The following is a 26,591-nucleotide window of genomic DNA, read 5'->3' on the forward strand; positions in this document are numbered from 1 at the left end:
GAATCCCTCGCGCCTGAGCGCTTGACTGGCGGGTTTCCGGAACGGGGACCCGCCTTTTCCAGCTTCCGCGCGTCTCCCCACCCCGGCGCTTGCCGGAACCGCTAGCCCTCCGCCGGGGTTTCGGCGGCGAACGTCTCGTCGATGTCCGGGATCCAATAGCAGATCTCCAGCGTCTTCAGCCGGGACATGTGCCAGACCTTCCGCGCGCTGCCCAACGCCCCGACTGCGCCCACCAGCGAGAGCGCAGCGGCCCCGGCGGCGACCACCCGATGCGGACCGGTCGCGGTCTGAACGAGCGCGACGACCGCGGCCAGCGTGAAGGCGAAGGCGATGTTGCGCAGCATGACCGACTGCGCGCGCATCCGGACGATCTCTCCGCCGGTGTCCTTTTCGTGCAGTTCGACTGCCGCGACGAGCAACGCGGGGTCGGCCCGGACGTAAGCGCGGTCGCGCGCCTGCGGAACCCGGGCGACGAACGCTTGCCGGGCCTCCTCCGCGTCCGGCCGTGGGCGAAGCCGGTCCAGTTGCGCGGCCAGCGGGTGGAAGAGGTGTCCGAGCAGGTAGCTGGCCACCACGGCGCCGGCGACCAGCAGCACGCTCGGGGCGGTAGCCAGTGCGGCGACGTGCAGCACGCCGAGGCGGTCGAGCACGTAGACCAGCAGCGACAGTTGGACCGCTCCGGGGACGGCGAAGCTGAACAGGTCGAAGATGCCGACTGCGAACGTCACGAAATCGCCTCCAGGACAGGGGGTTTCGGGGAACGAGATCGTCCCACAGCCGCCCCGCGCTTGTACCGCGTTTGCTCATCGCGGTGCGCGATAGCAGTGATCCGCGCCAGGCGCTTTCCGTTTTTCCCGTTCTCGGAAGAATCAACGGCGGCAGATCTTCCTCGGTTTCTGGGAAAGGCGGAAAGAATGTCGGAAATCAGCAGGCGGGGTGCGCTCGGAGCGGGTGCGGGAATCGCTGCGGCGACCGCGCTGGGAGTGACTGGGGCCGCGCAAGCGAGCACGGCGACTTCAGCGAAGCAGCCGTACGTTTTCCCGCTCGCCAAATCCGCGCCGGCCGTCCACGACGGCGGGACGTTGCGCGGAGCCCACGAGAAGAACTTTCCGGTGTTGGCTGGTCAGCAGGGTTCGGTGTATCTCGTGCACCTCGACCCGGGCGGGGTGCGCGAACCGCACTGGCACCCGTCCGCGTGGGAGTTGAACTACATCATTTCCGGCAAGGCGGACTGGAGCATTCTCGGCACGCACGAGGACGGCAGTTACCACAATGAAGTGTTCAGCGCGAAAGCCGGGGAACTCGTCTTCGCGCCGCAGGGATTCTTCCACTATTTCGCGAATTCCAGCACCACCGAAGGCCTGGACGTGCTCGTCATGTTCAACACCAGCACCGGGGAGCCGAACGACGACATCGGCATCGTCGGGACGCTCAACTCGCTGCCGCGCGAGATTCTCGCCGCCTCGTTCGGGGTTCCGGTGTCCGCGTTCGCCGCGATCCCCAAGGACCTCAAGCCGGTGGTGATCACCCGGCGCCGGTAGTGGCAGTGCCCACACCTGGTACACGGTCGCGCACCGAGAGTGGTACTCCGGAGTAGTGATCGATCCGGTGCTGCTGCGCACTTTTCTCGCCGTGGCCGAGGCGGGCGGGTTCTCCGAAGCCGCCCGCAGGCTGGATCTCGGGCAGTCGACGGTGAGCCAGCACGTCCGCCGCCTCGAGACGGCGCTCGGCAGTGTGCTGTTCGAGCGCGACACGCACAGCGTGCGGCTCACCGGCGACGGCGAGACGATGACCGGGTTCGCTCGCGGCATTCTCGATCAGCAGGACCGCGCACTGCGCTACTTCTCCCGGCCGGGCCCGCGCGGGCGGGTCCGGTTCGGGGTGTGCGAAGACTTCCTGCTCGGCCACGCCGCGGACGTCCTCGGCCGGTTCCGCGGCGCGCATCCGGGGATCGACCTCGAACTGTCGGTCGAATTGAGCGAGGTGCTGCATTCCCGGCTCGCCGACGGGGACCTCGACCTGGTGCTCGCCAAGCGCGACTCCGGGCAGGGCGTGCGGCGGGATCCGCTCGTGTGGGTGGGTTCGCCCGGGCTGGAGTTGCTCCCGGGCGAACCCTTGCCGCTGGTCCTTTACCCGGAGCCGAGCGTCACCCGGGCTCGTGCGCTGAACGCGTTGCGCCGCAACGGTGTCCAGTGGCGGATCGGCTGCGTGAGCGAACGGCTCAACGGCCTGCGGGTCGCGCTCGAAGCCGGGCTTGGCGTCGGGTTGTTCGCGGCGTCCGTGGTCCCGGACGGGCTGGTCCCGATCGCGGGGCTGCCCGATCCGGGATCGGTGACGTTCGTGCTGAGCCACCGGGGAACGGCGCGAGGGTCGGCAGCGGCGCTGGCGGACACGATCCTGTCCGCCCAGTGGAGCCGCCCGCCGCTCACGCTTCGGCAGCCACCGCTTCCGCTGGGGTAGCCGCAGAAGGCCCGAAGACCTCCCGAGGCTCCGGAAACACCTTCACCAGCACCGGATACGCCACCGCCGCCGTGCACAGCGTCACCACCAGGCTGATGTCCACTCCGCCCGCGATCCCGGCCAGCGGGCCGGTGATCATCGGCGTATTCGCACACAGCAGACCCAGTGCGGTAGCCGGAATCCAGGCCGCCATCGCGCGCCAGTTGACGCCGCGGTGGAACCAGTACCGGCCGCCGGTGCGGCCCTCGTTGAACACCTGCAGGTCGGCCGGGTCGTAGTAGCCGCGGCGTTGCACGTAGCCGATCATCATGATGACCATCCACGGCGACGTGCACAGCACGATCAGCGTCGCGAACGCGTTGATGCTGGACACCATGTCGAGCACGAAATTGCCGACGAAGATGAACAACACGCTCAGCGTCCCGATCAGCAGCGTCGCCCGAACCCGGGACAGGCGCGGGAAGATCGAGCTGAAGTCCAGACCGGTGCCGTACAACGCGGTGGTGCCGGTGGACAATCCGCCGATCAGGGCGACCACGATCAGCGGGATCGCGTACCAGAGCGGGGAAATCGCGGTCAGGCCGGTCACGTAGTCGGCCGGGTCGGCGACCAGCGTCGCGGTCGCGATGCCGAAGCCGAACGGCAGCAGGGTCGCGAGTTGGGCGAGGAACGGCGCGGCCAGCAGCGAGCGGCGAGAGTGGGTCGCGGGGATGTAGCGCGACCAGTCGCCGAGGAACGCGCCGAACGAGATCGGGTTCGCCATCACGGTCAGCACGGCGAGGATCCACGTCGGCCAGAACGTGCCGAGCGCGAAGTTGCCGCTGCCGGTGAACGACGGGTCGAACGAGCTGCCGTAGGCGAAAATCCCGACCAGCATGATGAGCGTGCCCAGGGTTACCGCGACGCGGTTGACCAGCAGCATGAAGCGGTAGCCGTAAATGCACACGACGAGGACGGCGATCGCGATCACGCCGTACGCGACCGCGCGCAGGACGGGGCCGCCGTCGATGCCGAAAAGCCGTTGTGCCGCACCGGCTACCGCGTCGCCGCTCACCCACACTGAGATCGCGAAGAAGGTGATCGCGGTGAGCAGCGACAGGAACGAGCCGACGCACCGGCCGACCACGCCGAAGTGCGCGCCGGACGAAACCGCGTTGTTGGTGCGGGTGATCGGGCCGAACAGAGCCATCGGGGACAGCACGAGCGCGCCGAGCACCACGCCCACGACGGTTGCCGCGAGGGCCGCCCAGAAGCTCAGCCCGTACGCGATCGGCAGCGTGCCGAGGATGATCGTGGCGAACGTGTTGGCTCCGCCGAACGCGAGCCGGAACAGGTCGCGCGGCCGGGACGTCTGCTCGGCGACCGGGATCGGCGCGATGCCGTGCTGTTCGACCTCGGTGACCTTGTCGCTCATTACTCGAACCTCGTCATCACGTGCTTGACGCGGGTGTACTCGGCGAACGAATACGCCGAGAGGTCCTTGCCGTGCCCGGAGTGGCCGAACCCGCCGTGCGGCATCTCGGCGGTCAGCGGGCCGTGCGTATTCACCCACACGCAGCCGAAATCGAGATCGCGCGACACCCGGGCGACGCGGGCGACGTCGTTCGTCCAGACCGAGGAAGCCAGGCCGTACGGGACGCCGTTGGCCAGCTCCAGCGCCTCCGTCTCGTCGGCGAACGACTGGACGGTGATCACCGGCGCGAAGACTTCTTCCTGAACCAGCTCGTCGTCCTGACGGAGGCCGGACACGACGGTCGGCGCGAGCTGGAAGCCCGGTCCGGGCGCGGTGCCGCCGGTTTCGACGCGGGCGTGCGACGGCAGCCGCTCCAGCAGGCCGAGCACGCGGTCGAGCTGGGCGCGGCTGTTGAGCGGGCCGTAGTCGACGTCCGGACGGCGGGTGGCGGCCGTTTTCGTCAGCGCGGCAACGAATTCGTCGTGGATGCTTTGGTGCACCAACACGCGGCTGCCCGCGGTGCAGTCCTGCCCGGCGTTGTAGAACGCGGCGTCGGCGATCCGCTCGGCGGTGTCGGCGACGTCGGTGTCCGGGAAGACCAGCAGGGGAGCGTTGCCGCCCAGCTCCAGGTGGGTGCGCTTGAGGTCGGCCGCGGCGACGGTGGCCACGTCGATGCCGGCGCGCGTCGAGCCGGTGATGGACACCAGGTCGGTGTTCGGATGCCGGACCAGCGCGCGGCCGGTTTCGCGGTCGCCGCACAGGACGTTGAACACGCCCGGCGGCAGGAATTCGGCCGCGGTTTCGGCCAGCAGCACGGCGGTGGACGGCGTGGTTTCCGCGGGCTTGAGCACCACGGTGTTGCCCGCGGCGAGCGCCGGGCCGATCTTCCACACGGCCATCATCAGCGGGTAGTTCCACGGCGCGATCTGCGCGCACACGCCGATCGGCTCGCGGCGGATCACCGACGTGTGCCCGGCCAGGTACTCGCCCGCGCCGGTGCCTTCGAGCTGCCGCGCCGCGCCGGCGAAGAACCGCAGGGTGCTGACGCACTCCGGGATTTCCTCGTCCAGCATGACCGAGCGGACCTTGCCGGTCTCGCGGACCTCGGCGTCGGCGAATTCCTCCGCGCGGGCTTCCAGCGCGTCGGCGATCTTGAGCAGGGCTTCCTGGCGCTGCGCGGGCGTGCTCCGCCGCCACGACTGGAACGCGCGCGCCGCCGACTCCATCGCGAGGTCGATCTCGTTCCGTCCGGAAAGGACGCTGGTGCCGAAGACCTTGCCGGTGGCCGGGTTGGTCAGTTCGAGAGTCGCCTCGGTGTCGGGCATGTCGACCAAAGCGCCGCCGACGAAGTTGCGGATGTGGGTCACGAGTGCTCCAAGTGGGTTGGGGCGAACATCTTCAGCAGCGCGGGAAGCACGACGACGGACGGTCCGGGGGAGCGCAGCGCGTCGGCGAGGTCGGCGCGGACAGTGTCCACAGTGGTCTTTCGGGCGGAGATGCCGAACGACTCGGCCAGCGCGACGAAATTCGGGCGCGGCAGTTCGGTCGCGGTGGTCTGGCCGAACGCGCCGGTGAGGTATTCGCGCAGGATGCCGTAGCCGCCGTCGTCGACGATCAGCCAGGTCACGTCGAGCTGGTGCTGCACCGCGGTGGCCAGCTCGGCGAGGCCGTACATCGCGCCGCCGTCGCCGGACACCGCCAGCGACCGCACGCCTGCCGCGGCAGCACCGAGCGCGCCCGGCAGGCCGTAGCCGAGACCGCCCGCACCTTGCGCGGTGTGAATCGGCGCGCCGTCCGGATTCCACACCGACCACGCCCAGTAGGCCGCGATTGTCATGTCCCAGAACGTTTGCGTGCCTTCGGGGAGCGCGGCGCGGACGTCGTCGAGCAGCTTCCGCTCCGCATCGAGCGGCTGACTGTCCAACCTGGACTGAACCCGGGCGATCAGGTCCTTCGCCGCCGCTTCGGCGCGGCCGTCCGGAGTACGCGGAGTGAGCTGCTCCAGCAGCGCGCGGAGGGTGTGCCGGACGTCGGCGTGCAGCGCGAGCGCGGGATAGTTCGACTCCAGTTTCCCGAGATCCGCTTCCACCTGCACGACCTGGCCGCGCGGCGCGAACTCGCGGTAGTTGCTGGACAGCTCGCCGAGCCCGGAGCCGAGCACCAGCAGGACGTCGGCGGCGGAGAGGAATTCCGTGGTGTGCCAGTCTTCCATCCACGATTGCGCGGACAGCTCGTGGTCCCAGGCGAAAACGCCCTTGCCGCCGAACGTCGACACCACCGGCGCGCGCAGGGTTTCGGCGAGCTGACGCAGTTCGTCGTGCGCCCCCGAACGCAGCGCGCCGCCACCGGCCAGAATCACCGGATTCTTCGCTGCGTCAAGGAGTTTCGCCGCCTCGGCCACCAGTTCCGGCAACGGTTCGAGCGGTGTCGGAGCGGCGGTCACGCTGGTCAGTTCCGGCAGGTTCGCCGGGGCGAGCAGCACGTCCTGCGGGATTTCCACCCACACCGGCCCGTACGGCGCGGTCGCGGCGGATTCCCACGCCTCGCGCAGCGCAGTCGGGATCTGGCTGATCGACCGGACCACGTGCACCGACTTCACGACATCGCGGAAGCTGGCCTGCTGATCCGGCAATTCGTGCAGGTAGCCGTGCCGTCCGCCGCCGAGCCCGGCGACCGGGATCTGGCTGGAGATGCCGAGCACCGGGACCGAAGCCGCGCGCGATTCCTGCAGCGACGCCAGCGTGAGCAGCGCGCCGGGGCCGGTCGACACGATCATCGGCGTGACCGGCACCGGGCCGTGCGGATCGGCGGCGAGCCGGGCGCGCGCGTGACCGTCCGCGGCGAAGGCGAGATTGTTCTCCACCCGCGAGCTGACCACGCGCAGGTCATCCGCCCGGCGCAGCGCTTCGAACAGGCCGAGCGCGTGCTGTCCGGGCAGGCCGAACACGGTGTCCGCACCGAGCGCCCGCAGCGTCTCTACGACAACGTCGCCGCCGATCCGGGTCATGCGTCGCGTCCCAGCGCCAGCAGGCTGACCAGGTCGTAGGCGACGTGCGAAGCGGCGACAGCGGTGATTTCGGCGTGGTCGTAGGCCGGGGCCAATTCCACGACGTCCGCGCCGACCAGGTTGAGCCCGCGCAGGCCGCGCAGGATCTCCAGCAGTTCGCGGCTGGTCATGCCGCCCGCCTCGGGGGTGCCGGTGCCGGGCGCGTGCGCGGGGTCGAGCACGTCGATGTCGACGGACACGTACAGCGGACGGTCGCCGATGCGCTGGCGAAGCGCGTCCACGGTCTCGTCGATGCCGCGGCGTAGTACGTCGCCGGAGGTGACGATGCCGAAGCCGAGGCGACGGTCCTCTTCGAGGTCGCGCTTGCCGTACAGCGGGCCGCGCGTGCCCACGTGCGACACGGCGCTCGTGTCGAGGATGCCTTCTTCGACCGCGCGACGGAACGGCGTGCCGTGCGTGTACGGCTCGCCGAAGTAGGTGTCCCAGGTGTCAAGGTGAGCGTCGAAGTGAAGCAGCGCAACGGGACCGTGCTTCTTCGCGGCGGCGCGCAGCAGCGGGAGCGCGATGGTGTGGTCACCGCCGACAGTCACCAGCTTCGTCTCGCCCGCAGTAAGCGCTTCGGCTTCCTGCTGCAGCTTCTCGATCGCTTCGCCGATGTGGAACGGGTTGACCGCGATGTCGCCGGCGTCGACGACCTGCTTCTCGGCGAACGGCGAAACGTCCAGAGCCGGGTGATACGGCCGCAGCAGCCGGCTCGCCTCGCGGAGCGCCGAAGGACCGAACCGCGCGCCGGGGCGGTAGGACACGCCAGAGTCGAACGGCACGCCGACCACGGCTACGTCAGCGCTCGGCACTTCGTCGATCCGCGGCAGCCGCGCGAAGGTCGCGAAGCCGGCGAAACGCGGGATCTGCGACGAGTCGAGCGGGCCGACCGGACGCTGTTCACTCACTGGGTCAACTCCTGTCGGGTTTCGGATGCGCTGAGATCTTCAGCGGCTTCGGAGCCGTGGAGACGTTGTGTCCACACGGAAAGAATGCTGTCCGGCGTACGCGGTGTCGCGAGGCTGACGCCGATGTACACGACAAGGCTGACGCCGAGGCCCCAATAGATCGGGCTGTTGGCCGCGACCCCGTCGATGATCATGAAGGCGATGACAGACACCGTCCCGGCCACCATCGACGCGTACGCGCCTTCGCGAGTACCGCGCTTCCAGAACAGCGCGCCGATGATCGTGACGAGCAGGCCGCCGACGAGGATGTCGTAAGCGATGGTGAGCGCGTTGACGACGTCGTCCACGAGCATTGCGATACCGATGGCCACGATGCCCAGCACAAGTGTCGTCACTCGGTTACGCAAGACCTCGCCACTCTTAAGGCCGATCTTGCGGAACAGGTCCGAAGTCGTCGTGGTGGCGCACGCGATCAGCGCGCCGCTCGAAGTCGACATCAGCGCCGAGAGCGCCGCGGCGAGCACGAGACCGCGTACGCCGGTGGGAAGCAGCCGTTCGGCGATGGTGGCGAAGGCGTCCTGCGCGCTGCCGAGGTCCGGGTACAGCACCTTCGCCGCCGTACCGATCAGCGCGCCCGCGATGCCGTAGACGAGGCAGTAGACGCCGGAGATGACGCCGCCGCCGGTCGCGACGCGCGGGGTGCGCGCGGTGAACACGCGCTGCCAGATGTCCTGTCCGATCAGCAACCCGAAGGTGTAGATCAGGAAGTAGGTCAGGATCGTCTCGCCGCCGATGGAGGTGAACTCGAAGTACGACGCGTCCAGCTTCTCGGCCATCCCGCTGAAGCCGCCCGCCGAGACGAGCGCGACCGGCAGCAGCACGAACAGGATGCCGATCGTCTTGATCACGAACTGCGCGATGTCGGTCAGCGTGATCGACCACATGCCGCCGAGCACCGAGTACAGCACCACGATCGACCCGCCGATGGCGATCCCGGCCCAGCTGGGGATCGAGAACAGCACCTTGAAGATCGACGCGAACGCCAGCGTCGAGGTGACCGTGAGCATCAGCGTGTAGCCCCACATCACCACGCCGGACACCGCGCTCGCGCGGCCGCCGTAGCGCAGGTCGAGCATCTCGCCGACGGTGTAGACGCGCAGTTTCACCAGCCGCCGCGCGAAAACCGCGTGCAGCACGAGGATTCCGACGCCGATCGTGATCACCAGCCACGCGCCGGAGATGCCGTAGGTGTAGCCGAGCTTCACGCCGCCGACGGTCGACGCGCCGCCGAGCACGACGGCCGACATCGTGCCGGAGTACATGAACCAGCCGAGCCGCCGTCCGGCGACCAGGTAATCGGATTTGGTCTTGGCCAGCCGGAGGCCGATCCAGCCGACCCCGATCATGCCCGCGATGTACAGCGCGATCACCGCATAGTCGCCGCCCACGGGTCCTCCTTGAAACAGGGTGGGGTTCTTGCGGGACACCGTAGGGTCGGGCGACCCCGCGGCGGCATGGGACGATGTATCCAGGACTTCGCGGAAGATTGGCCGAAATGACCCACCACGACGTGCTGTTGCCCGCAGAGGTGACAGTTCCACTACGCACCGTCGCGGGCAACCCGGAGCTGGCGCTCGACGTCGTGCCCGAAACGCTGCGCCCGGGCGCGCTGGACCGGCCGGTGCGGTGGGCGCACGTGAGCGAACTGGCCGACCCCGCGCCGTACTTGGTGGGCGCCGAACTCGTGCTGACCGCGGGCGTGAACCTGCCTGAGGACGCCGACCGCTACGTCCGGGGCCTGCGCGACGCGGGCGTCACCGCGCTCGGCTTCGGCCTCACTCCGACGGTCTCGGAAACCCTGCCGTCTTCCCTTCGTGACGCCTGCGCGGAACACGGTCTGCCGCTGCTGGTCGTTCCGCCCGCGACGCCGTTTCTGGCCATCAACCGCGCCGTCGCAGTCGCGCTCGCCGAAGCTGGACGGCACGAAGAACGACGGCTGGCAGAAGGCCGCGAAGCGCTGACGCGAGCCGCAGGCGGCGGCCTGGGGGAGTTGGTCACCGCGCTCGCCGGACGCCTCCGCGGGTGGGTCGCGATGGTCGGCGCCGGAGACGTACTGGCCGCGGGCTACGACGCACCGCAGCCATTGCCGTCGGCGGTAACGGAACTGCTCGCGACCCTGCGTTCCCGCTCCGGAATCCGCATCGCCTCCACCGAATTGCCGGACGGCACGCACGTCGTCGCGCAACCGGTGTACCCGCAGGCGACCGCCGCGCACCTGGTCGTCGTCGGCCGCGCGCAGCGGTTCGACAGCGGGGACCGGGCGATCCTGGCCGTCGGCGCGGCGCTGCTGGGACTCGTCGGCCGCGCCGGATCGGACAGCGCGGAACTCGGCGCCGCCGCCACGGCGTTGCTGCTCGGCGGCCCCGGCTCGGACGCGCTGGCCGGAGTCGTCGGCGGCGACCAGGCCCGGCTCGTCGCCGGAGTCGCCCACCGACGCGGCCCGGACGCGCTGGCCCGACGCCCGGACTGGCTTCGCGCCCGCCTCGACACCCCGTTGGTCCAGGTTTTGCCCGGGCCGCGGTTCTACGCCATCACCGGCGAACTCGGCACCCTGGACGGCCTCCTCGAACACGGCTGGCTGGCGGTAGCGAGCCCGCCGCACCCCGCCGTGGATCTCCCGGCTGCCGTCGCGGAAACCGAACTGCTGTTGGCCCGTGCTCGCGCGCTGTCCCGCCCGCTGGCGGCCAACGCCGACCCGCTCGGCTTCGACAACCTGATCCCGCCCGCCGCTGCCGGTGCGTTCGCTGAACGCCTGCTGGCTCCGCTGCGCGAACTGGACCGCGCGCACGGTCGCGAGCTGGTGCCGACCCTGCGGACCTGGCTGGCGCACCACGGGAGCTGGGACCGAACCGCGACCGAACTCGGCGTGCACCGCAACAGCGTGCGGCACCGGATCGGACAGGTGGAACGGGCGCTGGGAGCGGAGCTGGCCGATCCGGAAACGCGGATGCGCCTGTGGTTCGCGTTGCGGTGGGGCTGAACGCGAGTGTCCAATCAGGTCTTGCGCACTCGTTCGCCGATTAATGGTGAAGTACAGTAGTTTCAGATGAAGTTGTCGGAAAGTCCTCGTCGGAACTCGCGGCGAATTCTGAATCCCGGTTGGCGCGTGAACCGCCAGGCGTGGACGAGGCTCAGGGAGGAAGGGAGGAGCGTGGCTGTTGCCCGTTCCTTCCGGCTGCGGTCCAGTGCCAATGAGGGCAAGCACGCTCGAGTGGCAGCCCTGCTGCCACGGTGGCGAACCGGTTTAGGGCGAGCGCAACCGAAGCGGTCACCGCTTTTTTCACCACCGGAGTCCTGCCGCGGTGGATCGACACCAAAACGTGGGGCGGCGGCCTCTCGCGGCGCCAGTGGGATTCGGTAGTCGCGCAGGCGATCGCGGCACACCGGTCATGGCTGGGCAATTGCGAGAACGAGTTCCGGCGTATCGTCGCTCGCTGCGCCCTCTCGGAGGCGTGCAAACGGGACCTGTTCTACCTCAGCAAAGCCCACGCCTGGCACACTCCTGTGACAGGCGAGCAGGCGGCGGTCTCCGGCAAGCGCAGCGTCCGGGCTGAGGTGCTGAAACTGGCCCGTCGCATCTTCAAGCAGATCAGAACTCGGGTCAGGCAACCGGATATGCGGCGGGTTCGCACTATGGTGATGGACGGCAAAATCGCCGCCGTCGAAATCTCCAAGGGAGCGCACGCCGACTACTGGGTGCGGGTCTCCACGCTGCAGGCGGGCAAGCCGGTACGGATCCCGTTGCACACCCACCGCGCTTTCCTCGAGCGCCTCGCCAAGCCGGAAGCGCGGTTGGCCAACCACTGCCAGATCTGCGTCGCCAAGGACGGCGTTGTCACCTATCGGCTGGCGGTCCGTACCCCCGTCGCCGAGCCGCGTGAGGGCGGACGTACTGTCGGCGTGGACTGGGGTATGTCAACCTTGCTGGCCACCAGCGACGGCCACCTGCACGGACGCGGCTTCCTCGACCGGCTCCGAGCCTATGATGACCGGTTGCAGCCGCTCGTGGCGTCGTTGCAGCGCAACGGAATCGAACTTGGCAACTCGCGGCGTTACCGGGCGCTGGTCAACGACATCCGCGGATTCGTCGCCAACGAAACCAACCGCTGTCTCAACCGCGTTGCCGCCGACCCCGCCATCATGACTCTGGCGGTCGAACGGCTGGACTTCCAGGGCATGGTGCGGCAGGGCCAGCTTTCCCGCCGGATGCGCCGCCTGACGACCATCGCGGGACGCGGAGCTGTGCGAGCTGAACCAGGCTCCCTGCGCGAAGACGCCGGACTGTCCGCTGTCGAAGTCAACCCTGCTCACACCAGCCGCGAATGCGGCGGCTGCGGATACACCCACCCCGGCAACCGCCGAACCCAGGACACCTTCCGGTGCCGGTTCTGCGGCAAAATCGTCCACGCCGACATCGGCGGTGCCCGTACGATCCTGGGACGTTCCCAGCGCAAACGGCACTGGCTCGATCGGCCTCGTGGACACGTCCTGACCACACTCGACAACGACTTCCAGGCCCGCTGGGGACTGAGCTTTGCCGACGTGGTTCAGCGACGCAACACAACGGTGCCACGAGTCGCACCCACGTCGGCTGCCCTAGCGGCGAAAGCACACGCTCATCCCCGCGTTGCATGACTCTCTCAGGTGCTCTCAGGAAACTATGGGATTGTGGTCTGGTGCGAGTTCTGGTAGTCGAAGACGAAGAGCCGTTGGCCGACGCGATCGCCCGCGGGCTGCGGCGGGAGGGCATGGCCGTCGACATCGCGCTCACGGGCGACGACGGGCACGAGAAGTCGTCCGTCACGCGGTACGACGTGGTGCTGCTCGACCGCGACCTGCCCGGGATGTCCGGCGACGACCTGTGCCGCGAGATCGTCACGTCCGGCGAGCTGACGCGGGTGCTGATGCTGACCGCGAGCAGTTCGGTGTCCGACCGGGTCGACGGGCTGTCGCTGGGCGCGGACGACTATCTCGCCAAGCCGTTCGCCTTCCCCGAGCTGGTCGCGCGCGTACGGGCGCTCGGCCGCCGCGCGACGCCCGCCGCGCCGCCGCTGCTCACCGCGGGCGACGTCGAGCTGGACCCGGCCAAGCGCACCGTCCGGCGGGCGAGCGGGCCGGTCGAGCTGACCCGCAAGGAGTTCGGCGTGCTCGAGGTGCTGCTGTCCGCCGGCGGGTCCGTGGTCAGCAGCGAGGAACTGCTCGAACGGGTGTGGGACGAGAACGCCGACCCGTTCACCACGACCGTCCGGGTCACCGTGATGACCTTGCGCAAGAAGCTCGGCGAACCGGGCATCATCGAGACCGTGGTCGGCTCGGGCTACCGGGTGTCGGTCGCCGGTTCCGAGTGAAGCTTCCCGGCGCCCGCAGCCTGCGGGTGCGCGTCACCGTCCTGGCGACCGTCCTGGTCGCCGCGGCGGGGCTGTTGCTGCTGTGGCTGGCGTGGACGCTCGTCGGCGACGCGGTCGACGCCGTGCCGCACATGCCGCCGGGCACGATCGTCCGGGTCGACGGCATCGACGTGGACGCGTCCACGCTCGCGCAGCATCTGCGCACGCACGCCGTCAGCCGGGTGCTGGTTTTCGGCTCGCTGGCGTTCTGCTTCGTGGTGGCCGCGGCGGCGATCCTGGCCTGGACGTTCACTTCCCGCGTGCTGCGTCCGCTGCGCGAGATCACCGGGACCGCGCAACGGCTGTCGATCGAGTCGATGGGGGAGCGCATCGGCGAGATCCGCTCGCGCGACGAACTCGCCGAACTGGCCCGGACTTTCGACGCCATGCTCGACCGCTTGCAGGACGCGTTCGATTCGCAGCGCCATTTCGTGGCCAACGCGAGCCACGAATTGCGCACCCCGCTGTCGGTGATCCGGACGGAATTGGACGTCACGCTGTCCGACGAACACGCCGACGAGGCCGAGTTCCGCCGGATGGCCGGGGTGGTTCTGGACGCGACGAACCGGGCCGGCCAGCTGGTGAATTCGTTGCTGCTGCTGGCCCGCACCGACGGAGCCGGTCTCGTGACGCGGGAACTGGTGGACCTGACGGTGCTCGTGGAGCGCGCCTGGTCGGCGGTCCGCGGCGAAGCCGAACAACGGGGCCTGCGCGCGGATTTCGTGATGCAGCCGTCCCCGGCGATCGGGGATTCGGCTCTGCTGGAACGGATCGCGGGAAACCTGGTCGAGAACGCGGTGCGGCACAACGTCGACGGCGGCTGGATCGAGGTGACGACGGAACCGGGCGCGCAGTGGTCGGTCCTGCGGGTGCGCTCGTCGGGCGGCCTGCTGGACCCGGCGGCGGTGCCGGAGCTGTTCCAGCCGTTCCGCCGTGCCGGAGTGGCCCGGACGGCGCGTTCGGGAGCGGGCCTGGGGCTGTCGATCGTGCGCGCGGCGGTGCAGGCACACGGCGGGACGGTGTCCGCGGAGCCGGTGGTGGGAGGCGGACTGGCGGTGACGGTGCGGCTGCCCACGGTGTAGCACAACCGTAGCACCTTATCGAAAAGGTGCTACAATCCTGGCTATGGGGCACGCAATCGGCCAGCGAGAGCTGCGCAACGACAACGCGGAGATCATGCGGCGCGTGGTGGCCGGAGAGTCGTTCGTGGTGACCCGCAACGGGAAGCCGGTAGCCGACCTGGTGCCGCATCGCGCGCCGGAGGAACCGCAGCGGGGCCGGACGCTCGGCGAGATCCAGGAAGCTTTCCGCGGGCTGCCGCCGATGGACAGCGCCGAATGGCGTCGCGAGCGGGAAGCCGACGACGCGGTCTTCGGGCCGGACCGCCTTGGCGAGCCCGGCGAAGACCAGTGACCGCTCCGTCCCGGGTGCTGCTCGACACCTCGGTGGTCATCGATCTCGAACGGCTCGACCTCGGCTCGTACGCGGCCGCGGTGCCCGCGGTCAGTGCGGTGACCATTGCGGAACTGGCTTACGGTCTCGCCACCGACGATCCCATCCGGCTCGCGGAACGGGTCGAGCGCTACCGCCGCGCTCTCGACCATTTCACCGTGCTGCCGTTCGGAGTCGACGAGGCCAAGATGTACGGCACGGGCGCGGCGCTGGTCCGGCGGTTCGGGCGGGATCCGCGCCCTCGCCGGATGGACCTGCAGATCGCGGCGACCGCGGCGGCGCAGCAGATTCCGCTGCTCACCAGGAATCTGAAGGACTTCGTGGGGCTGGATCGGCTGGTTTCCGTCGTCGAGATCTGAGCAGGCGCGGCCGAAACCGCGCCTGCCGTCGAACTGTCCTCAGTGGACGTCCACGAACGTAGGATTCCCGTACAGCCAAAGGTCTTCGTACGGATTCGCCTGCCCGATCACGTCCATCGCCGGCTCGATCCCGCCGGCGGCGTGCCGCTTCCCGTCCGTTCCGCGCACCCGGACGTAGAACGGCTCCCGCACGTTGCGGAACGTGTGCTTGAACATCACCCGCCGTCCCGCATATCCGCGCGAAGGCGTGAACGACTCCACCACCCGCGTACCCGGCGCAGTCATCGCGTCGCGATCCGCCGCCGGGCCAGTGACCGGGCCCGAGATCAGGTCCAGGCGGCCAAGCCGCGGCACCGAACCCGACCCGTTCGGCCGGTACGCGGTCACCGCCGAAACAACGACCGTCACGGTCGATCCGCGGCGCACGCGCAGCCGTCCGCCGAACGTCGCGCAGTCGCCGCCGCCGAGCACGCCGACTTCAAGCTGCTGCACCAAACCGCCATGAGACAGCCAAATCCGGCCCGCGCGCAGACCCTCCAGCACACCCTCGAAGCCCGGGCGTCGCACGCCGACCACCGTGCGGCTGAACTCGCCGGGGTAGAAATCCGCGTACGGAGCGGACAACTGCGGCACCCCGCTGTCGACCGGGTCCGGGTATTTGCCGTTCTGTTCGTACCAGCCGTCCGGCACCGCCGGGCGCACCAGCTGGTCGCCGCGATTGTAATGCGAGTCGGAGTTCGTGGTGATCCACCACGGTTTTCCTTCGGCCAGCAGGGAATCCCACAGTCCGCCGACCTTCGCGGTGGTCCAGTCCCAGCCGCCGTACGTGCGGTACGCCTCGGCCGGGAAGCCGGGCCACGAGTCGCCGCCGGGGTTGTTGCCGTAGCCGCCCCGGGCGCCGCCATTGCCTTGCGGCTTAGGAAATCCGTCGGCCTGTGCGCCCGGTGCGCCTTCCATGCCGATCACGATTCCCGGCGCGGTGTCGCGGTAGTTGCGCAGTTCGTGCGGCGACACGCGGCCGTTGCGCAGCGGATGGTTGATCAGCACGACCGGCGCGTGGATGCGGCGGTTGCGTTCCTGCTCGGCGAGCCACCGCAAACCCTTGAGCGCCAACGCTTCGTGCTCCGGGCTGGAGGATTCGGAACCGGTCAGCCGCCAGTCGAAACCGCGCTCGAACTCGCGCAGCACGTTCGCCTGGTCGCGCCCGGCCTGGAAGAACAGCGTGGCGTGCTCCGCGCCCGGCACGTTCCACTCCATGCCTTGCCACAGCAGCAGATCCGGATGCCTTCGCTGCGCGGCAAGCACGTCGCGGCTGGTCGGTTCCACGGACGACTTCTCGTGCGTCGCGTGTCCGTGATCAGTGAAGACGATCCACTTCGCGCCGTGTTCGCGCGCGCCGGCCGCGATCCGGTCGATGGTGTACATCGCGTCGTACGAGTACTGGCTGTGCGTGTGGTGATCGCCGACGACCCACTGGTAGCGGCGGCCGAACAGCCAGTCGAGATCGATCCCGAGGTCAAGCCCCAGATCGAGGTCCATGGCGTCGGCCTGGCCCGAGGCCAGCACCGGGGCCCCGGCCGCGACGGCGCCGACGAGCCCCGCCCGCTTGAAGAATCCGCGACGGCCAACGCCGCCCGGGTCCGTGGTGTTCATCCTGCTCCTGACCTGCTCGAACGATTCGGCAGGACGCTATGGGGCAGCGGTGAACGGCTGGTGCCTGGAAGGTCACGAAGCGCTCGGTGTGTCCGGGTTCACGGCGGAGCCGCCCTGCGGAAAACAGGGCGGCTCCGCCAAGGTCTTACGCCGGAACCGAAGCGACGCCCTGGGAGAGGAACGGCTTGCCGTTGACCCGCTCCGAGACGCCTGCCCGGTCGAGGTACGGCGTGATGCCGCCCAGCCAGAACGGCCAGCCCGCGCCGAGGATCAGGCACAGGTCGATGTCCTGGGCCTCCGCGACGACGCCCTCGTCGAGCATGATCCGGACCTCTTCGGCGATCGCGTTCAGCGCGCGGTCGCGGACCTGCTCGGCGGTAGACGGCTTGTCGCCCTGCGTCCACAGCGCGGCGACCTCCGGGTCGACCGACGGCGTGCCGGTCGCGTCCCAGGTCCACACGCCCTTCTTGCCCGCCTTCACGAACTTGTCCAGGTTCTCGCTCACGGTGAAGCGGTCCGGGAACGAGCCGTGCAGCGTCTCGCCGACGTGCAGCGCGATGGCCGGGCCGACGAGCTGCATCAGGTTCAGCGGCGACATCGGCAGGCCGAGCGGCTCCAGCGCGGAGTCGGCCACGTCGAACGGCGTGCCCTCGTCCACCGCCACCAGCACCTCGCCGAGGAAGCGCAGCAGCAGCCGGTTCACGACGAACGCCGTCGCGTCCTTCACCAGCACGCTCGACTTCTTCAGCTGCTTGCCGACCGAGAACGCGGTCGCCAGCGCCGCGTCGTCGGTCTTCTCGCCGCGCACGATCTCCAGCAGCGGCAGCACGGCCACCGGGTTGAAGAAGTGGAAGCCGACCACGCGCTCCGGGTGCTGCAGCTTCGAGGCCATCGCGGTGATCGACAGCGACGAGGTGTTCGTGGCCAGGATCGTCTCGGGGGAGACGTGCTGCTCCAGCTCGGCGAACACCTGCTGCTTCACGCCCAGCTCTTCGAAAACGGCCTCGATCACGAAGTCCGCGTCGGAGAACGCGGCCTTGTCGAGCGAGCCGGTCACCAAAGCCTTCAGCCGGTTCGCGCCGTCCGGCGACACCCTCTTCTTGGCCAGCAGCTTGTCGATCTCCTCGTGGACGTAGCCCACGCCCTTGTCGACGCGCGCCTGGTCGACGTCGGTGAGCACCACCGGCACCTTGAGGCGGCGCACGAACAGCAGCGCCAGCTGGCTGGCCATCAGGCCCGCGCCGACGATGCCGACCTTGTTCACCTTGCGCGCCAACGACTTGTCCGGCGCGCCGGCCGGCCGCTTGGCCCGCTTGTTGACCAGGTTGAACGAGTACAGCCCGGCTCGCAGCACGTCCGACATCAGCAGCTCGGCGAGCCCGTCGGTCTCCGCCGCGTAACCGCGGTCGAGATCGTTCTCGCGCGCCAGCTCAAGCAGTTCGACCGCCTTGGTCGCGCCCGGCGAAGCGCCGTGGGTGCGACCGTCCACGATGGACTTGGCACGCGCGATGGCCGCGTCCCACTCCGCGCCGCGGTCGATTTCGCGACGGGCCGGGGTGATTTCGCCGTTGATGACCTTGGCCAGCCACAGCAGCGACTGCTCCAGGTAGTCCGCGGAACCGAAGACCTCGTCGACGATGCCGAGCTCGGCGGCCTTGCGCACGTTCAGCATCTTGTTCTGCGCCAACGCGTTCTCGATGATCACGGTGACGGCGGCGTCCGGGCCGATCAGGTTCGGCAGCAGCTGCGTGCCGCCCCAGCCCGGGAACAGGCCGAGGAACACCTCGGGGAACGCGATCGCCGCGGTGTTCTCCGACAGCGTCCGGTAGTGGCACGACAGCGCGAGCTCGAGCCCGCCGCCCATCACCGCGCCGTTGACGAACCCGAACGTCGGGATCTTCGACTCGGTGAGCCGGCGGAACACGTCGTGCCCGGTCTGCGCGATCTCCCGCGCCAGCTTCGGGTCCGACACCGCCTCGACGCCGGAAAGGTCCGCGCCCACGGCGAAAATGAACGGCTTGCCGGTGACCGCGATCGCGGCGGGCTCGGCGGCGAACGCCTTGTCCAGCGCGGCGTTCAGCGCGACGAGACCCTGCGGGCCGAAGGTGTTCGGCCGGGTGTGGTCGTGGCCGTTGTCCAAGGTGATGAGCGCGACCGGCTTGTCCAGCCCCGGCACCTTGACCAGGTTGGTGACGGCGTTGGTCACGACCTCGTCCGGGAACGCGGCCTTCGCCTCTTCAGCGGTGAAAGTCATTACTTCGCCCCCTCAGAGCCGTTGTAGGCCGGGTTTTCCCAGATCACGGTGCCGCCCATGCCGATGCCGATGCACATCGTGGTGAGGCCGTAGCGCACGTCGGGGCGCTCGGCGAACTGGCGCGACAGCTGCGTCATCAGCCGCACGCCGGACGACGCCAGCGGGTGGCCGCACGCGATCGCGCCGCCCCACTGGTTGACCCGCGGGTCGTCGTCGGCGATGCCGAAGTGGTCGAGGAACGCGAGCACCTGCACCGCGAACGCCTCGTTGATCTCGAACAGGCCGATGTCCTCAATGGACAGACCGGTGCGCTTGAACAGCTTCTCGGTGGCCGGCACCGGTCCGATGCCCATGACCTCCGGCTCGACGCCCGCGAACGAGTAGCCGACCAGCCGCATCCCGACCGGAAGGCCCAGCTCGCGCGCGGTGTCCTCGTCGGCGAGGATCGCCGCGGTGGCTCCGTCGTTGAGACCGGCCGCGTTGCCCGCGGTGATCCGGCCGTGCGGGCGGAACGGCGTCTTCAGCTTCGCCAACTGCTCGACGGTCGTACCCGGGCGCGGCGGCTCGTCCTCGGTCGCGAGGCCCCAGCCGAGTTCCTTCGACTTGGTCGCCACCGGAACCAGCTCCGGCCCGATCTTGCCGGTCTTCACGGCCTCGGCGTAGCGCTCCTGGCTGCGCGCGGCGAACGCGTCCGTGCGCTCCTTGGTGATCTCCGGGAAGCGGTCGTGCAGGTTCTCCGCGGTCTGGCCCATCACGAGCGCGGTCGGGTCGACCAGCTTGTCCGCGACGATCCGCGGGTTCGGGTCGACGCCCTCGCCCATCGGGTGGCGGCCCATGTGCTCGACGCCGCCGGCGATGGCGATGTCGTACGCGCCGAAGCCGATGCCGCTCGCGGTAGTGGTCACCGCGGTCATCGCGCCCGCGCACATCCGGTCGATCGCGAAGCCCGGCACGGACTTCGGCAGCCCGGCGAGCAGCGCGGCGGTGCGGCCGATGGTCAGGCCCTGGTCGCCGATCTGCGTCGTCGCGGCGATCGCGACCTCGTCCACGCGCTCGGGCGGCAGCTCCGGATGCCGCCGCAGCAGCTCGCGGATGGCGTTGACGACGAGGTCGTCCGCCCGGGTCCCGGCGTACATGCCCTTGTCGCCCGCCTTGCCGAAGGGCGTGCGTACCCCTTCGACGAAGACGACATTGCGCACCCCTCGCGCGGTGGGCGCGAGCGGCGGCGTTGCTGGTGCGGCCACGAATGCTCCTGAAGTAGAGAGTGTTCCTGCCCGCACCCTAGCCCTTGTTACCCGTGGGTAACCAGTGCAGTGGCCCGGTCGAGTGGGGGACGGCACACTCCCGGGGTCTTGTGGCATGCGGCACACTGGCGGGAACGCACCAACCGGACGGGGGACGGCAATGGCGCTTTTCCGGGCGAACCCGGCAGCCGAAATCGCGAAACTGCGCAAGAAACTGGCGAAAGCCGCGGATCCGGATTCCCCGGAGAGCCTCGCGATGCGCCACCGGCTCGGCATCCTCCTGGTGGAAACCGGCGACTGGCCCGCGGCGGAGGAGCACTACACCGAACTCGCCGACGCCCAGGTGCGCGTCGAGGGCGAACAGCATCCGGGCACGCTCGGCGCTTGGCTGAACCTGGCCATGGCGAAGGCCGCGCTGGGCCGGATCGAGGACGCGGTGCACCTGATGGAGTCCACAGTGGACATCTACGAGGCCGTCATGGGGCCCGACGACCCGGCCACCATGCAGGCACAGCTGGTGCTGTCGGAGATGTACTCGGTTTCCGGGGAGTACGACGAGGCGCTGGACGTGCTCAGCAGGCACTTGAACGCGTGCGTGGACAAGTTCGGCGAGTACCACGAGCTGACGATCGCGGGCGCGCGCCGGAAGGTCAGTGTGCTGCGGACACTCGGCCGATACGACGAGGCTCGCTCTTTGAACTCCGGCCTGTCGCGTAAGCCGCGAGACGACTACGAACGCGACAGTGCCCGCGCGGTCGGCTTGCTGATCCGGGCGGAGGACGGCGAGGCGAAGACGGTCCAGTACAAGGCGAGGGAACTCGCCGAGCAGTACCGCACGCCGGAATTCGTGGAGATGCTCGCCGCCGTGCTGCTGCGCGCCGGGGAACCCGCGGAAGCGGCGGAGTTGTACCGCGCCGTGCTGTCCGCGCAACCGGCGGCGCAGCAGTGGGGCCCGGCCGGGGAATTGGCCCGCGCGTACCTGGAAAGCGGCCAGCTCGACGCGGCGGAGACGCTGGCCGGAGAAATCGCGACGGCCGACGGTCTGCCGGACGGACACCCGCTGAAACTCGGTGCCCGGGCGACCTTGGCGCGGGTGGCCCGGGAACGCGGCCGGGATGCCGAGGCGGATCGTGAACTGGCGGCGGTCGCGGCGGGGTTGACGGAGGCGTTTGGTCCGAAGCATCCCGATGTCGTAGAGGTTTCCGGGTGGCTTAAGAAGGACTGAATCGCCGGGCGGGCAGACTGTCCAGGTGGGACTCTTCCGCACGAAGCCAGAGCCGGTTGACGAGATCGCCGCGCTGCAGGCCACCCTCGCGAAGGCGCGCAACCCGAAGAGCGTGCCGAACCTGCGCCGGCGGCTCCTGCTGGGCCAGTTGCTGCTCAAGAACGAGGACTGGGCGGCGGGGGAGCGGCACTACACGGATCTCGTGCCCGCGTTGACGGACGAATTCGGCCCCCGCGAGCCGAACACCCTTGCCGCGTGGGCGAATCTGGCGTATTGCCAGACGTCGCAAGGCCGTCCGGCGGAGGCGATCCCGCTGCTGGAACGCACCGCGGAGGCGTTCGAGGAAACCTGGGGCGCGCGCCAGCCAGGGACGTTCAAGACCCAGCTGCTCCTCGCGGAAGCCTATGGCGTGGCAGCGCAGTACGAAGATGCGCTCGCAGTGCTGGACGCGCACGTCGACTACTGCACCGCCGAACTCGGCCCGGCGCACGCCCGGACGAGAGCCGGACGGCGCCGGAAGGTCGTCATGCTGCGCGCGCTGGCCCGCTACGAGACGGCCGAACAACTGCTGTCGGACGAGGAAGCGCTCTGCGAGACCGACGAGCAACGAGACGCGCTCCTCTTGGTGGTGCGAGCCGAAACCGGAGATCCGGAGGCGGCGATCGCTCCGATGCGCGAGCTTTTCGAGAAGCAGCCAGAGCTGCGGGAGTCCCTGGCAACCGTTCTCCTGCTGGCCGGGCAAGCGCCCGAGGCAGCCGACCTGCTCCGCCAGGCACTGGGCGAAGCGCGAGGCCGAGATGCGCTGACCCTCCGCACCGCGCTCGCGCGAGCCTGCGTGGAAAGCGGCGATCTGGACGGAGCCGAGCAAGCGGCGCGGGCGGTGCTGGCCGCTGGTGCCTGGCCAGCGGGACATCCGATGGTGCTCGGCCTCCGCGCGACTCTGGCCCGAGTCGCCGCCCGACGAGGCGACCGAGCGGGTGCGGCGGCTGAGCTGGAATCCGTGACAGCCGGGCTCAAAGCAATCCTCGGCGAAGCCCATCCGCGCGTCGCCCAGGCGGCCGGATGGCTTGCGGAGTGCTGACGGCCGCGGGCCTGAACCCGCGGCCGCCAACCGAAAATCACTCCGCCGAATCGTCCTCCGGACGCACCGGAACCGGCGTCCCGTCCCGCAAATGCGGTTCGCGCAGCCGGAAAATCTCCTCGAACTCCCGGATCCGCGCCGCCCGGTAGTCCGGCACCCCGGCCGCGTCGAAGCGGTAGAACCCGGCCCCGTCCTGAAGACCTCGCCGCTGGCCGGTCATGTTCTCCTCGACGATCGCGGGCGCCTGGAACCGCTCGCCGAGTTCGCCGGTCAGGTAGCGCGAGGCGTAGTACAGGATATCGCCGCCGCCCCAGTCGATGAATTCCAGCGGGCCCAGCACCGAAAACCGCGGCCCGAGCCCGGCACGCACCGCGAGGTCGATCTCGGCGGCACCGGCCACGCCTTCCTCGACCATCCGCGCGGCCTCGTTCATCAGCAGCGCCTGCAGCCGCGGCACGATGTACCCGGCGGCGGGCCCGCACACCACCGGCACCTTGCCGATTTCGCGCAGCAGCTCCACGAGCCGCTCGACCGCGGCCGGATCGGTGTCGTCGCTCCGGCTGACCTCGACCAGCGGCATCAGTTCGGCCGGGTTGAGCCAATGCGCGTTGACGACCCGTTCCGGCCGGTCAGCGAGTTCCGCGATCTGCGTGACCAGGAAGGTCGACGTCGTCGAGGCCAGCACCGCCGACTCGGGCACCTGCGAGCCGAGCCAGCCGAACACCTCGCGTTTGACGTCCATGACCTCCGGCACGGCCTCGAACACCACGGTCGCGTGGGCGAGCTCCTTCGCCGAACGGTCGCCCAGCGTCAGGCTTTCCAGCGCGTCCGCGTGGCCGAACATCGCGCGCAGCCGGTCCGCGAGGCGCTTGCGGACCTCGTCGCGGCGGAGCTGGCGTTCTTCCTCGGTGCGGTCCTTGACGTCCGCGAGCAACACCGGATGTCCGGCCGCGAGGAAGGCCAGCGCGATGCCCTCGCCCATCCGCCCGGCGCCGACGATGGCGATCACGACTGGACTCCGTCCTGCAGCAGCTTGGTCAGCCCGGCCCGGTCGAGATCGGCCAGGCCGAGGTTCTCGAAGGTCCGTCCCTCGGCGTAGAAATCGCGGCCGGTGATGGCAGAACCCAACGCCAGCAGGCCTTCCGCGACCGGCGTCGGCACGCCAGCCCAACGACCAGCGGACACCAGGAGCGACAACCCGAGCCGGGTGTCTTCGACCATGTAGCGGTGCGTGTGGAGGTCGATCTTCTCGCGCCAGTCGCCGCTGTCGGTCAGCCGCTCGTGCGCCGCGCGGCCGTACATCCACTCCTCGCCGTCGGTGGCGTAATGGTCGGCCAGCGGGAAGTGCGGCGCGCCATAGCCGAACGCTTCGCGCAGCGCGACCCGTTCGGCGTCAAGCGCGTCGGTGACGCTGCGGATCGACGGCTGCGTGCCCTCGTTGTGGATGTCCCAGGCGGCGAAATGCTCGAGCGGACCGGCGTTCATCGTGATCAGCGGCGGGTGGATGATCGGGCCCGCGTTCATCAGCGCTCCGCTGAGCCCGTCGCCCGCGTCCTCGATGCTCGGGTACGCCTCGCGCAGCGTCTTGAACGCGCTTTCCGCCAGCCGCAACGGGAAAACCCCGGTCGGCAGCCGGGTCGCGTACCCGCTGATCACTACTTCGGCGTCGCCATGCCGACGCGCGAGGTACGGCAGCGTCCCGGCTTCGGCGAACGCGATCTCCGAACTCCCGCCCGCCGCGGCGACGGCCTTGGCGAACACCATCGAACCGAACGTGCCCGGCGGCAGGAAGACTACTTGGCCCTCGGTCAGCAGCGGGGCGAGCCGGGGAGCCAGGTCGTCGTGCGTGGTCGACGGCAGCGGGATCACGATCAGCGCCGCGCCGCGCACCGCCTCCGCGAGGTCTGCCACCGGGTTGATCTCCCCGGCGCCGTCGCCCACCGGCACCGAACGGGCGCCCCGGTAATCCCGGACGCCCACCGCCCCGGTCGCGCGCAACGCTTCCAACGCCTCGGCGTTCCGCCGCCACCAGCGCACTTCGTGGCCGTGCTCGGCGAGTTCCGCCACCGTGGCCCAGGAACCGTGCCCGCCCCCGAGAACCGCGATCTTCACTGTCATGTGCTCCTGTCTAGTGCTGATGTGCTGTCGCACTTTCTCACGGGTCGACGAGGTCGGTCTCGCCCCACAACTGATCTTGCTGCTCGCGCACGATCCCGCCGAACTCGCCCGGGACGATCGTCCGGTACGGCCCGGATTCGACCGCGACCCGCGCGATCGTCTCGATCGCCGGGGCCGGATCGCGCTGCATGGCGAGGAAATCCGAAAAGTCGTGTTCGGAAACAGGCGCGTTCTCCACGAGTTTTTCGTTGAACCCAGTGGAAAACGGCCCAGGTTCAACGACCCGTACTTCGATTCCGTGCGGCCGCAGCTCCTGGCGGACCGCCTGCGCCATGGCTTCGAGGGCGAACTTGCTGGCCCCGTACGCACCCGCGCCGGGAGCGACGAACAGCCCCGCCACCGACGTGACGAACACGATCCGCCCGCCGCGCCCGGCCGCGACGAGCCGGTCGGCGACCAGTCGCGTCAGCTCGAGCGTGCCGAAGACGTTGACCTCGAACGTCTTCCGAACCACTGCGGAATCCGTGCGCAGGAGCGGGCCTTCGGCACCGAATCCGGCGTTGCTGAGCAGAACGGACGCGTCGAGCGCCGCTGCCGTTTCACGATCAGCCGGGTCGAGCAGATCAAGCCGGGAGACTTCCGCGACGAGCCCGCGCTCGGCGAACGCCGCCCGCGTCGGTTCGATCTGGTCGTCCCGTTCGACCGTGGCGAACACCCGGTGCCCGCGCGCCGCGAGCGTCAATCCCGCTCCCAGCCCGAGACCCGATCCCGCCCCCGTGATCAAAACGGACTCGCCGTGTTCTGTGTTTTCCTTGCTTGGCCGACCCACGTGCGCAGTGTCGCTTGCGTCGCGGCCCCGCCTCAATCAGACTTCCGCCACATGGAAGCCAGACCCACCGCGGCGGCGCGGCTGCTGTCGGTGCTGGACTGCTTCAGCGCCCAGACTCCGGTGCTCTCGCTGACCGAGATCGCCCAGGCCGCGGGCCTGCCGTTGAGCACCGCGCACCGCCTGGTCGGCGAGCTGGCCGAATGGGGAGCGCTGACCCGTGACGACCACGGCGGGTACCACCTCGGCCTTAAACTGTGGGAACTCGGCTCGCTCTCGCTGGCCCGGGCCTCCCTCCGGGACATTGCCTTGCCGTATTTGGGCGATCTGTTCGACGCGACCGGCGAGAACGTGCACCTCTCGGTGCTGGACGGGACGGACGTCGTGTTCCTCGCCCGGCTGGCCGGGCACCGTTCGGTTGGCATCCTCACGACGACCGGCAGCCGCCTGCCTGCGACTACGACCGCGACCGGCCGGGTGCTGCTCGCGCACGCCGCCGCTGATACTCGCGAATCGGCGCTGACTAGCCCGATTGCGGCGGAAACTCAGCACACTACGACTGACCCGGAGACTCTGCGAGCTGAACTTGCCGAGATCGCGCGCACTGGGTATTGCGTCGCTGATCGTCAGCTTGCTGATGATGCGGTCGCCGTTGCTGCTCCGATCCGTGAGGCTTCCGGCCGGGTTACTGCTGCGGTCGCGGTTGTGGGGCGAAGGGAGACGACATCGGTGGCGCATCTGGTGCCTGCGGTGGTTACGACGGCTACGGGGGTGGCTCGGTCGCTTGGTTATCGCAGGTTGGGTCGTCGGCGGGGGTGATTTCGACCAGCTCGCCGACGGGGTTGATTTGGTAGGTCAGCTCACCAGCTGTGTTTTTTGGCGTCGGCTCCGCCGCCGCGTGCGGGATCGCTTTTAAGCCGGCGTTTGGGGGCTGCCCGGCGTGAGGGGCCTTCGGCCTGTCACGCCGACTATCCATTCTGGGAGGAGCCTCATGACCACCACTGTCGACCCGCCCGCGACGCTGAACACCGCACGGATGCGCACCTGGCACCGGCCCTCGCT

The 26,591-nt window shown here is 69.5% G+C and carries 23 protein-coding genes; 11 read left to right on the top strand and 12 right to left on the bottom strand.

Features of this window, described 5'->3' with window-relative positions:
- Positions 1 to 101: 101 nt before the first annotated feature.
- Entirely contained in the window at positions 102 to 728 is a 627-nt protein-coding gene (locus tag ACWDNU_RS30770) for a hypothetical protein (protein WP_449671469.1), read from the bottom strand.
- A gap of 186 nt (positions 729 to 914) precedes the next feature.
- On the opposite strand from ACWDNU_RS30770, the gene ACWDNU_RS30775 reads away from it, so the two are divergent.
- Both ACWDNU_RS30775 and ACWDNU_RS30780 read left to right on the top strand, forming a co-directional pair.
- Entirely contained in the window at positions 915 to 1,541 is a 627-nt protein-coding gene (locus ACWDNU_RS30775) for a cupin domain-containing protein (protein WP_449671470.1), read from the top strand.
- A gap of 55 nt (positions 1,542 to 1,596) precedes the next feature.
- Positions 1,597 to 2,460 (top strand): LysR family transcriptional regulator, encoded by an 864-nt coding sequence (locus tag ACWDNU_RS30780; protein WP_370938870.1) that lies wholly within the window; start codon positions 1,597 to 1,599, stop codon positions 2,458 to 2,460.
- Here the strand turns inward: ACWDNU_RS30780 and ACWDNU_RS30785 are convergent.
- The 5 genes from ACWDNU_RS30785 to ACWDNU_RS30805 are packed head-to-tail and all read right to left on the bottom strand — an operon-like array spanning position 2,426 to position 9,318.
- The gene (locus ACWDNU_RS30785; protein ID WP_449671471.1) at positions 2,426 to 3,874 is read right to left on the bottom strand and encodes a purine-cytosine permease family protein; all 1,449 of its coding nucleotides are present in this window, start codon (positions 3,872 to 3,874) and stop codon (positions 2,426 to 2,428) included. The two genes, ACWDNU_RS30780 and ACWDNU_RS30785, sit on opposite strands and share 35 nt — an antisense overlap.
- The gene (locus ACWDNU_RS30790) at positions 3,874 to 5,280 is read right to left on the bottom strand and encodes an aminobutyraldehyde dehydrogenase (protein ID WP_449671472.1); all 1,407 of its coding nucleotides are present in this window, start codon (positions 5,278 to 5,280) and stop codon (positions 3,874 to 3,876) included. Before ACWDNU_RS30790 ends, ACWDNU_RS30785 begins: the two co-directional genes overlap by 1 nt.
- Positions 5,277 to 6,920 carry a thiamine pyrophosphate-binding protein gene (locus ACWDNU_RS30795; RefSeq protein ID WP_449671473.1) on the bottom strand — a complete coding sequence of 548 codons (1,644 nt, stop codon included), beginning with the start codon at positions 6,918 to 6,920 and terminating at the stop codon, positions 5,277 to 5,279. Before ACWDNU_RS30795 ends, ACWDNU_RS30790 begins: the two co-directional genes overlap by 4 nt.
- On the bottom strand, positions 6,917 to 7,870 hold the full coding sequence (gene speB / locus ACWDNU_RS30800; RefSeq protein ID WP_370938866.1) for an agmatinase: 954 nt from the start codon (positions 7,868 to 7,870) through the stop codon (positions 6,917 to 6,919). The genes ACWDNU_RS30795 and speB overlap by 4 nt, the downstream gene beginning before the upstream one ends.
- The gene (locus ACWDNU_RS30805; RefSeq protein ID WP_370938865.1) at positions 7,867 to 9,318 is read right to left on the bottom strand and encodes a sodium:solute symporter; all 1,452 of its coding nucleotides are present in this window, start codon (positions 9,316 to 9,318) and stop codon (positions 7,867 to 7,869) included. Before ACWDNU_RS30805 ends, speB begins: the two co-directional genes overlap by 4 nt.
- A 107-nt stretch (positions 9,319 to 9,425) precedes the next feature.
- On the opposite strand from ACWDNU_RS30805, the gene ACWDNU_RS30810 reads away from it, so the two are divergent.
- The 6 genes from ACWDNU_RS30810 (at position 9,426) to ACWDNU_RS30835 (ending at position 15,128) form a co-directional block, all read left to right on the top strand.
- Positions 9,426 to 10,910: a PucR family transcriptional regulator gene (locus tag ACWDNU_RS30810; RefSeq protein WP_449671474.1), complete on the top strand. Its 1,485-nt coding sequence runs from the start codon at positions 9,426 to 9,428 to the stop codon at positions 10,908 to 10,910.
- 251 nt (positions 10,911 to 11,161) lie between these two features.
- Positions 11,162 to 12,565 carry a zinc ribbon domain-containing protein gene (locus tag ACWDNU_RS30815; RefSeq protein WP_449671475.1) on the top strand — a complete coding sequence of 468 codons (1,404 nt, stop codon included), beginning with the start codon at positions 11,162 to 11,164 and terminating at the stop codon, positions 12,563 to 12,565.
- A 41-nt stretch (positions 12,566 to 12,606) separates the two neighbouring features.
- On the top strand, positions 12,607 to 13,278 hold the full coding sequence (locus tag ACWDNU_RS30820) for a response regulator transcription factor (protein ID WP_009075614.1): 672 nt from the start codon (positions 12,607 to 12,609) through the stop codon (positions 13,276 to 13,278).
- Positions 13,275 to 14,399, top strand: coding sequence for a sensor histidine kinase (locus ACWDNU_RS30825; protein WP_449671476.1), 1,125 nt, complete (start codon positions 13,275 to 13,277; stop codon positions 14,397 to 14,399). The genes ACWDNU_RS30820 and ACWDNU_RS30825 overlap by 4 nt, the downstream gene beginning before the upstream one ends.
- Positions 14,400 to 14,442: 43 nt before the next feature.
- Entirely contained in the window at positions 14,443 to 14,730 is a 288-nt protein-coding gene (locus tag ACWDNU_RS30830; protein WP_449671477.1) for a type II toxin-antitoxin system Phd/YefM family antitoxin, read from the top strand.
- Positions 14,727 to 15,128 carry a PIN domain-containing protein gene (locus ACWDNU_RS30835; protein WP_449671478.1) on the top strand — a complete coding sequence of 134 codons (402 nt, stop codon included), beginning with the start codon at positions 14,727 to 14,729 and terminating at the stop codon, positions 15,126 to 15,128. Before ACWDNU_RS30830 ends, ACWDNU_RS30835 begins: the two co-directional genes overlap by 4 nt.
- A gap of 39 nt (positions 15,129 to 15,167) precedes the next feature.
- Here ACWDNU_RS30835 and ACWDNU_RS30840 read toward each other — a convergent pair whose 3' ends face one another.
- From ACWDNU_RS30840 to ACWDNU_RS30850, 3 genes are all read right to left on the bottom strand, one after another.
- On the bottom strand, positions 15,168 to 16,781 hold the full coding sequence (locus ACWDNU_RS30840; protein WP_449671479.1) for a PHP domain-containing protein: 1,614 nt from the start codon (positions 16,779 to 16,781) through the stop codon (positions 15,168 to 15,170).
- Between the two features lie 145 nt (positions 16,782 to 16,926).
- Positions 16,927 to 19,035 carry a 3-hydroxyacyl-CoA dehydrogenase NAD-binding domain-containing protein gene (locus tag ACWDNU_RS30845; protein WP_449671480.1) on the bottom strand — a complete coding sequence of 703 codons (2,109 nt, stop codon included), beginning with the start codon at positions 19,033 to 19,035 and terminating at the stop codon, positions 16,927 to 16,929.
- On the bottom strand, positions 19,035 to 20,234 hold the full coding sequence (locus tag ACWDNU_RS30850; RefSeq protein ID WP_116202978.1) for a thiolase family protein: 1,200 nt from the start codon (positions 20,232 to 20,234) through the stop codon (positions 19,035 to 19,037). The genes ACWDNU_RS30845 and ACWDNU_RS30850 overlap by 1 nt, the downstream gene beginning before the upstream one ends.
- A 205-nt stretch (positions 20,235 to 20,439) precedes the next feature.
- Between ACWDNU_RS30850 and ACWDNU_RS30855 the strand changes: the two genes are divergently transcribed.
- Together ACWDNU_RS30855 and ACWDNU_RS30860 are read left to right on the top strand one after the other, a co-directional pair.
- Positions 20,440 to 21,504, top strand: a complete 1,065-nt coding sequence (locus ACWDNU_RS30855) for a tetratricopeptide repeat protein (protein ID WP_449671481.1) — start codon at positions 20,440 to 20,442, stop codon at positions 21,502 to 21,504.
- 25 nt (positions 21,505 to 21,529) lie between these two features.
- Positions 21,530 to 22,585 carry a tetratricopeptide repeat protein gene (locus ACWDNU_RS30860; RefSeq protein ID WP_449671482.1) on the top strand — a complete coding sequence of 352 codons (1,056 nt, stop codon included), beginning with the start codon at positions 21,530 to 21,532 and terminating at the stop codon, positions 22,583 to 22,585.
- A gap of 37 nt (positions 22,586 to 22,622) precedes the next feature.
- Here the strand turns inward: ACWDNU_RS30860 and ACWDNU_RS30865 are convergent, their stop codons facing one another.
- From ACWDNU_RS30865 to ACWDNU_RS30875, 3 genes are read right to left on the bottom strand one after another with little or no spacing between them, the layout of a single operon-like run.
- Entirely contained in the window at positions 22,623 to 23,594 is a 972-nt protein-coding gene (locus tag ACWDNU_RS30865) for a 3-hydroxyacyl-CoA dehydrogenase NAD-binding domain-containing protein (protein WP_449671483.1), read from the bottom strand.
- Positions 23,591 to 24,703: an NAD/NADP octopine/nopaline dehydrogenase family protein gene (locus ACWDNU_RS30870; protein WP_449671484.1), complete on the bottom strand. Its 1,113-nt coding sequence runs from the start codon at positions 24,701 to 24,703 to the stop codon at positions 23,591 to 23,593. Before ACWDNU_RS30870 ends, ACWDNU_RS30865 begins: the two co-directional genes overlap by 4 nt.
- A gap of 37 nt (positions 24,704 to 24,740) precedes the next feature.
- The gene (locus ACWDNU_RS30875; protein ID WP_449671485.1) at positions 24,741 to 25,532 is read right to left on the bottom strand and encodes an SDR family NAD(P)-dependent oxidoreductase; all 792 of its coding nucleotides are present in this window, start codon (positions 25,530 to 25,532) and stop codon (positions 24,741 to 24,743) included.
- Positions 25,533 to 25,583: 51 nt separating this feature from the next.
- Here ACWDNU_RS30875 and ACWDNU_RS30880 point away from each other — a divergent pair, with 51 nt between their 5' ends.
- Positions 25,584 to 26,348, top strand: coding sequence for an IclR family transcriptional regulator (locus ACWDNU_RS30880; RefSeq protein WP_449671486.1), 765 nt, complete (start codon positions 25,584 to 25,586; stop codon positions 26,346 to 26,348).
- Positions 26,349 to 26,591 lie beyond the last annotated feature (243 nt).

The organism is Amycolatopsis sp. NPDC003676 (assembly GCF_053587275.1).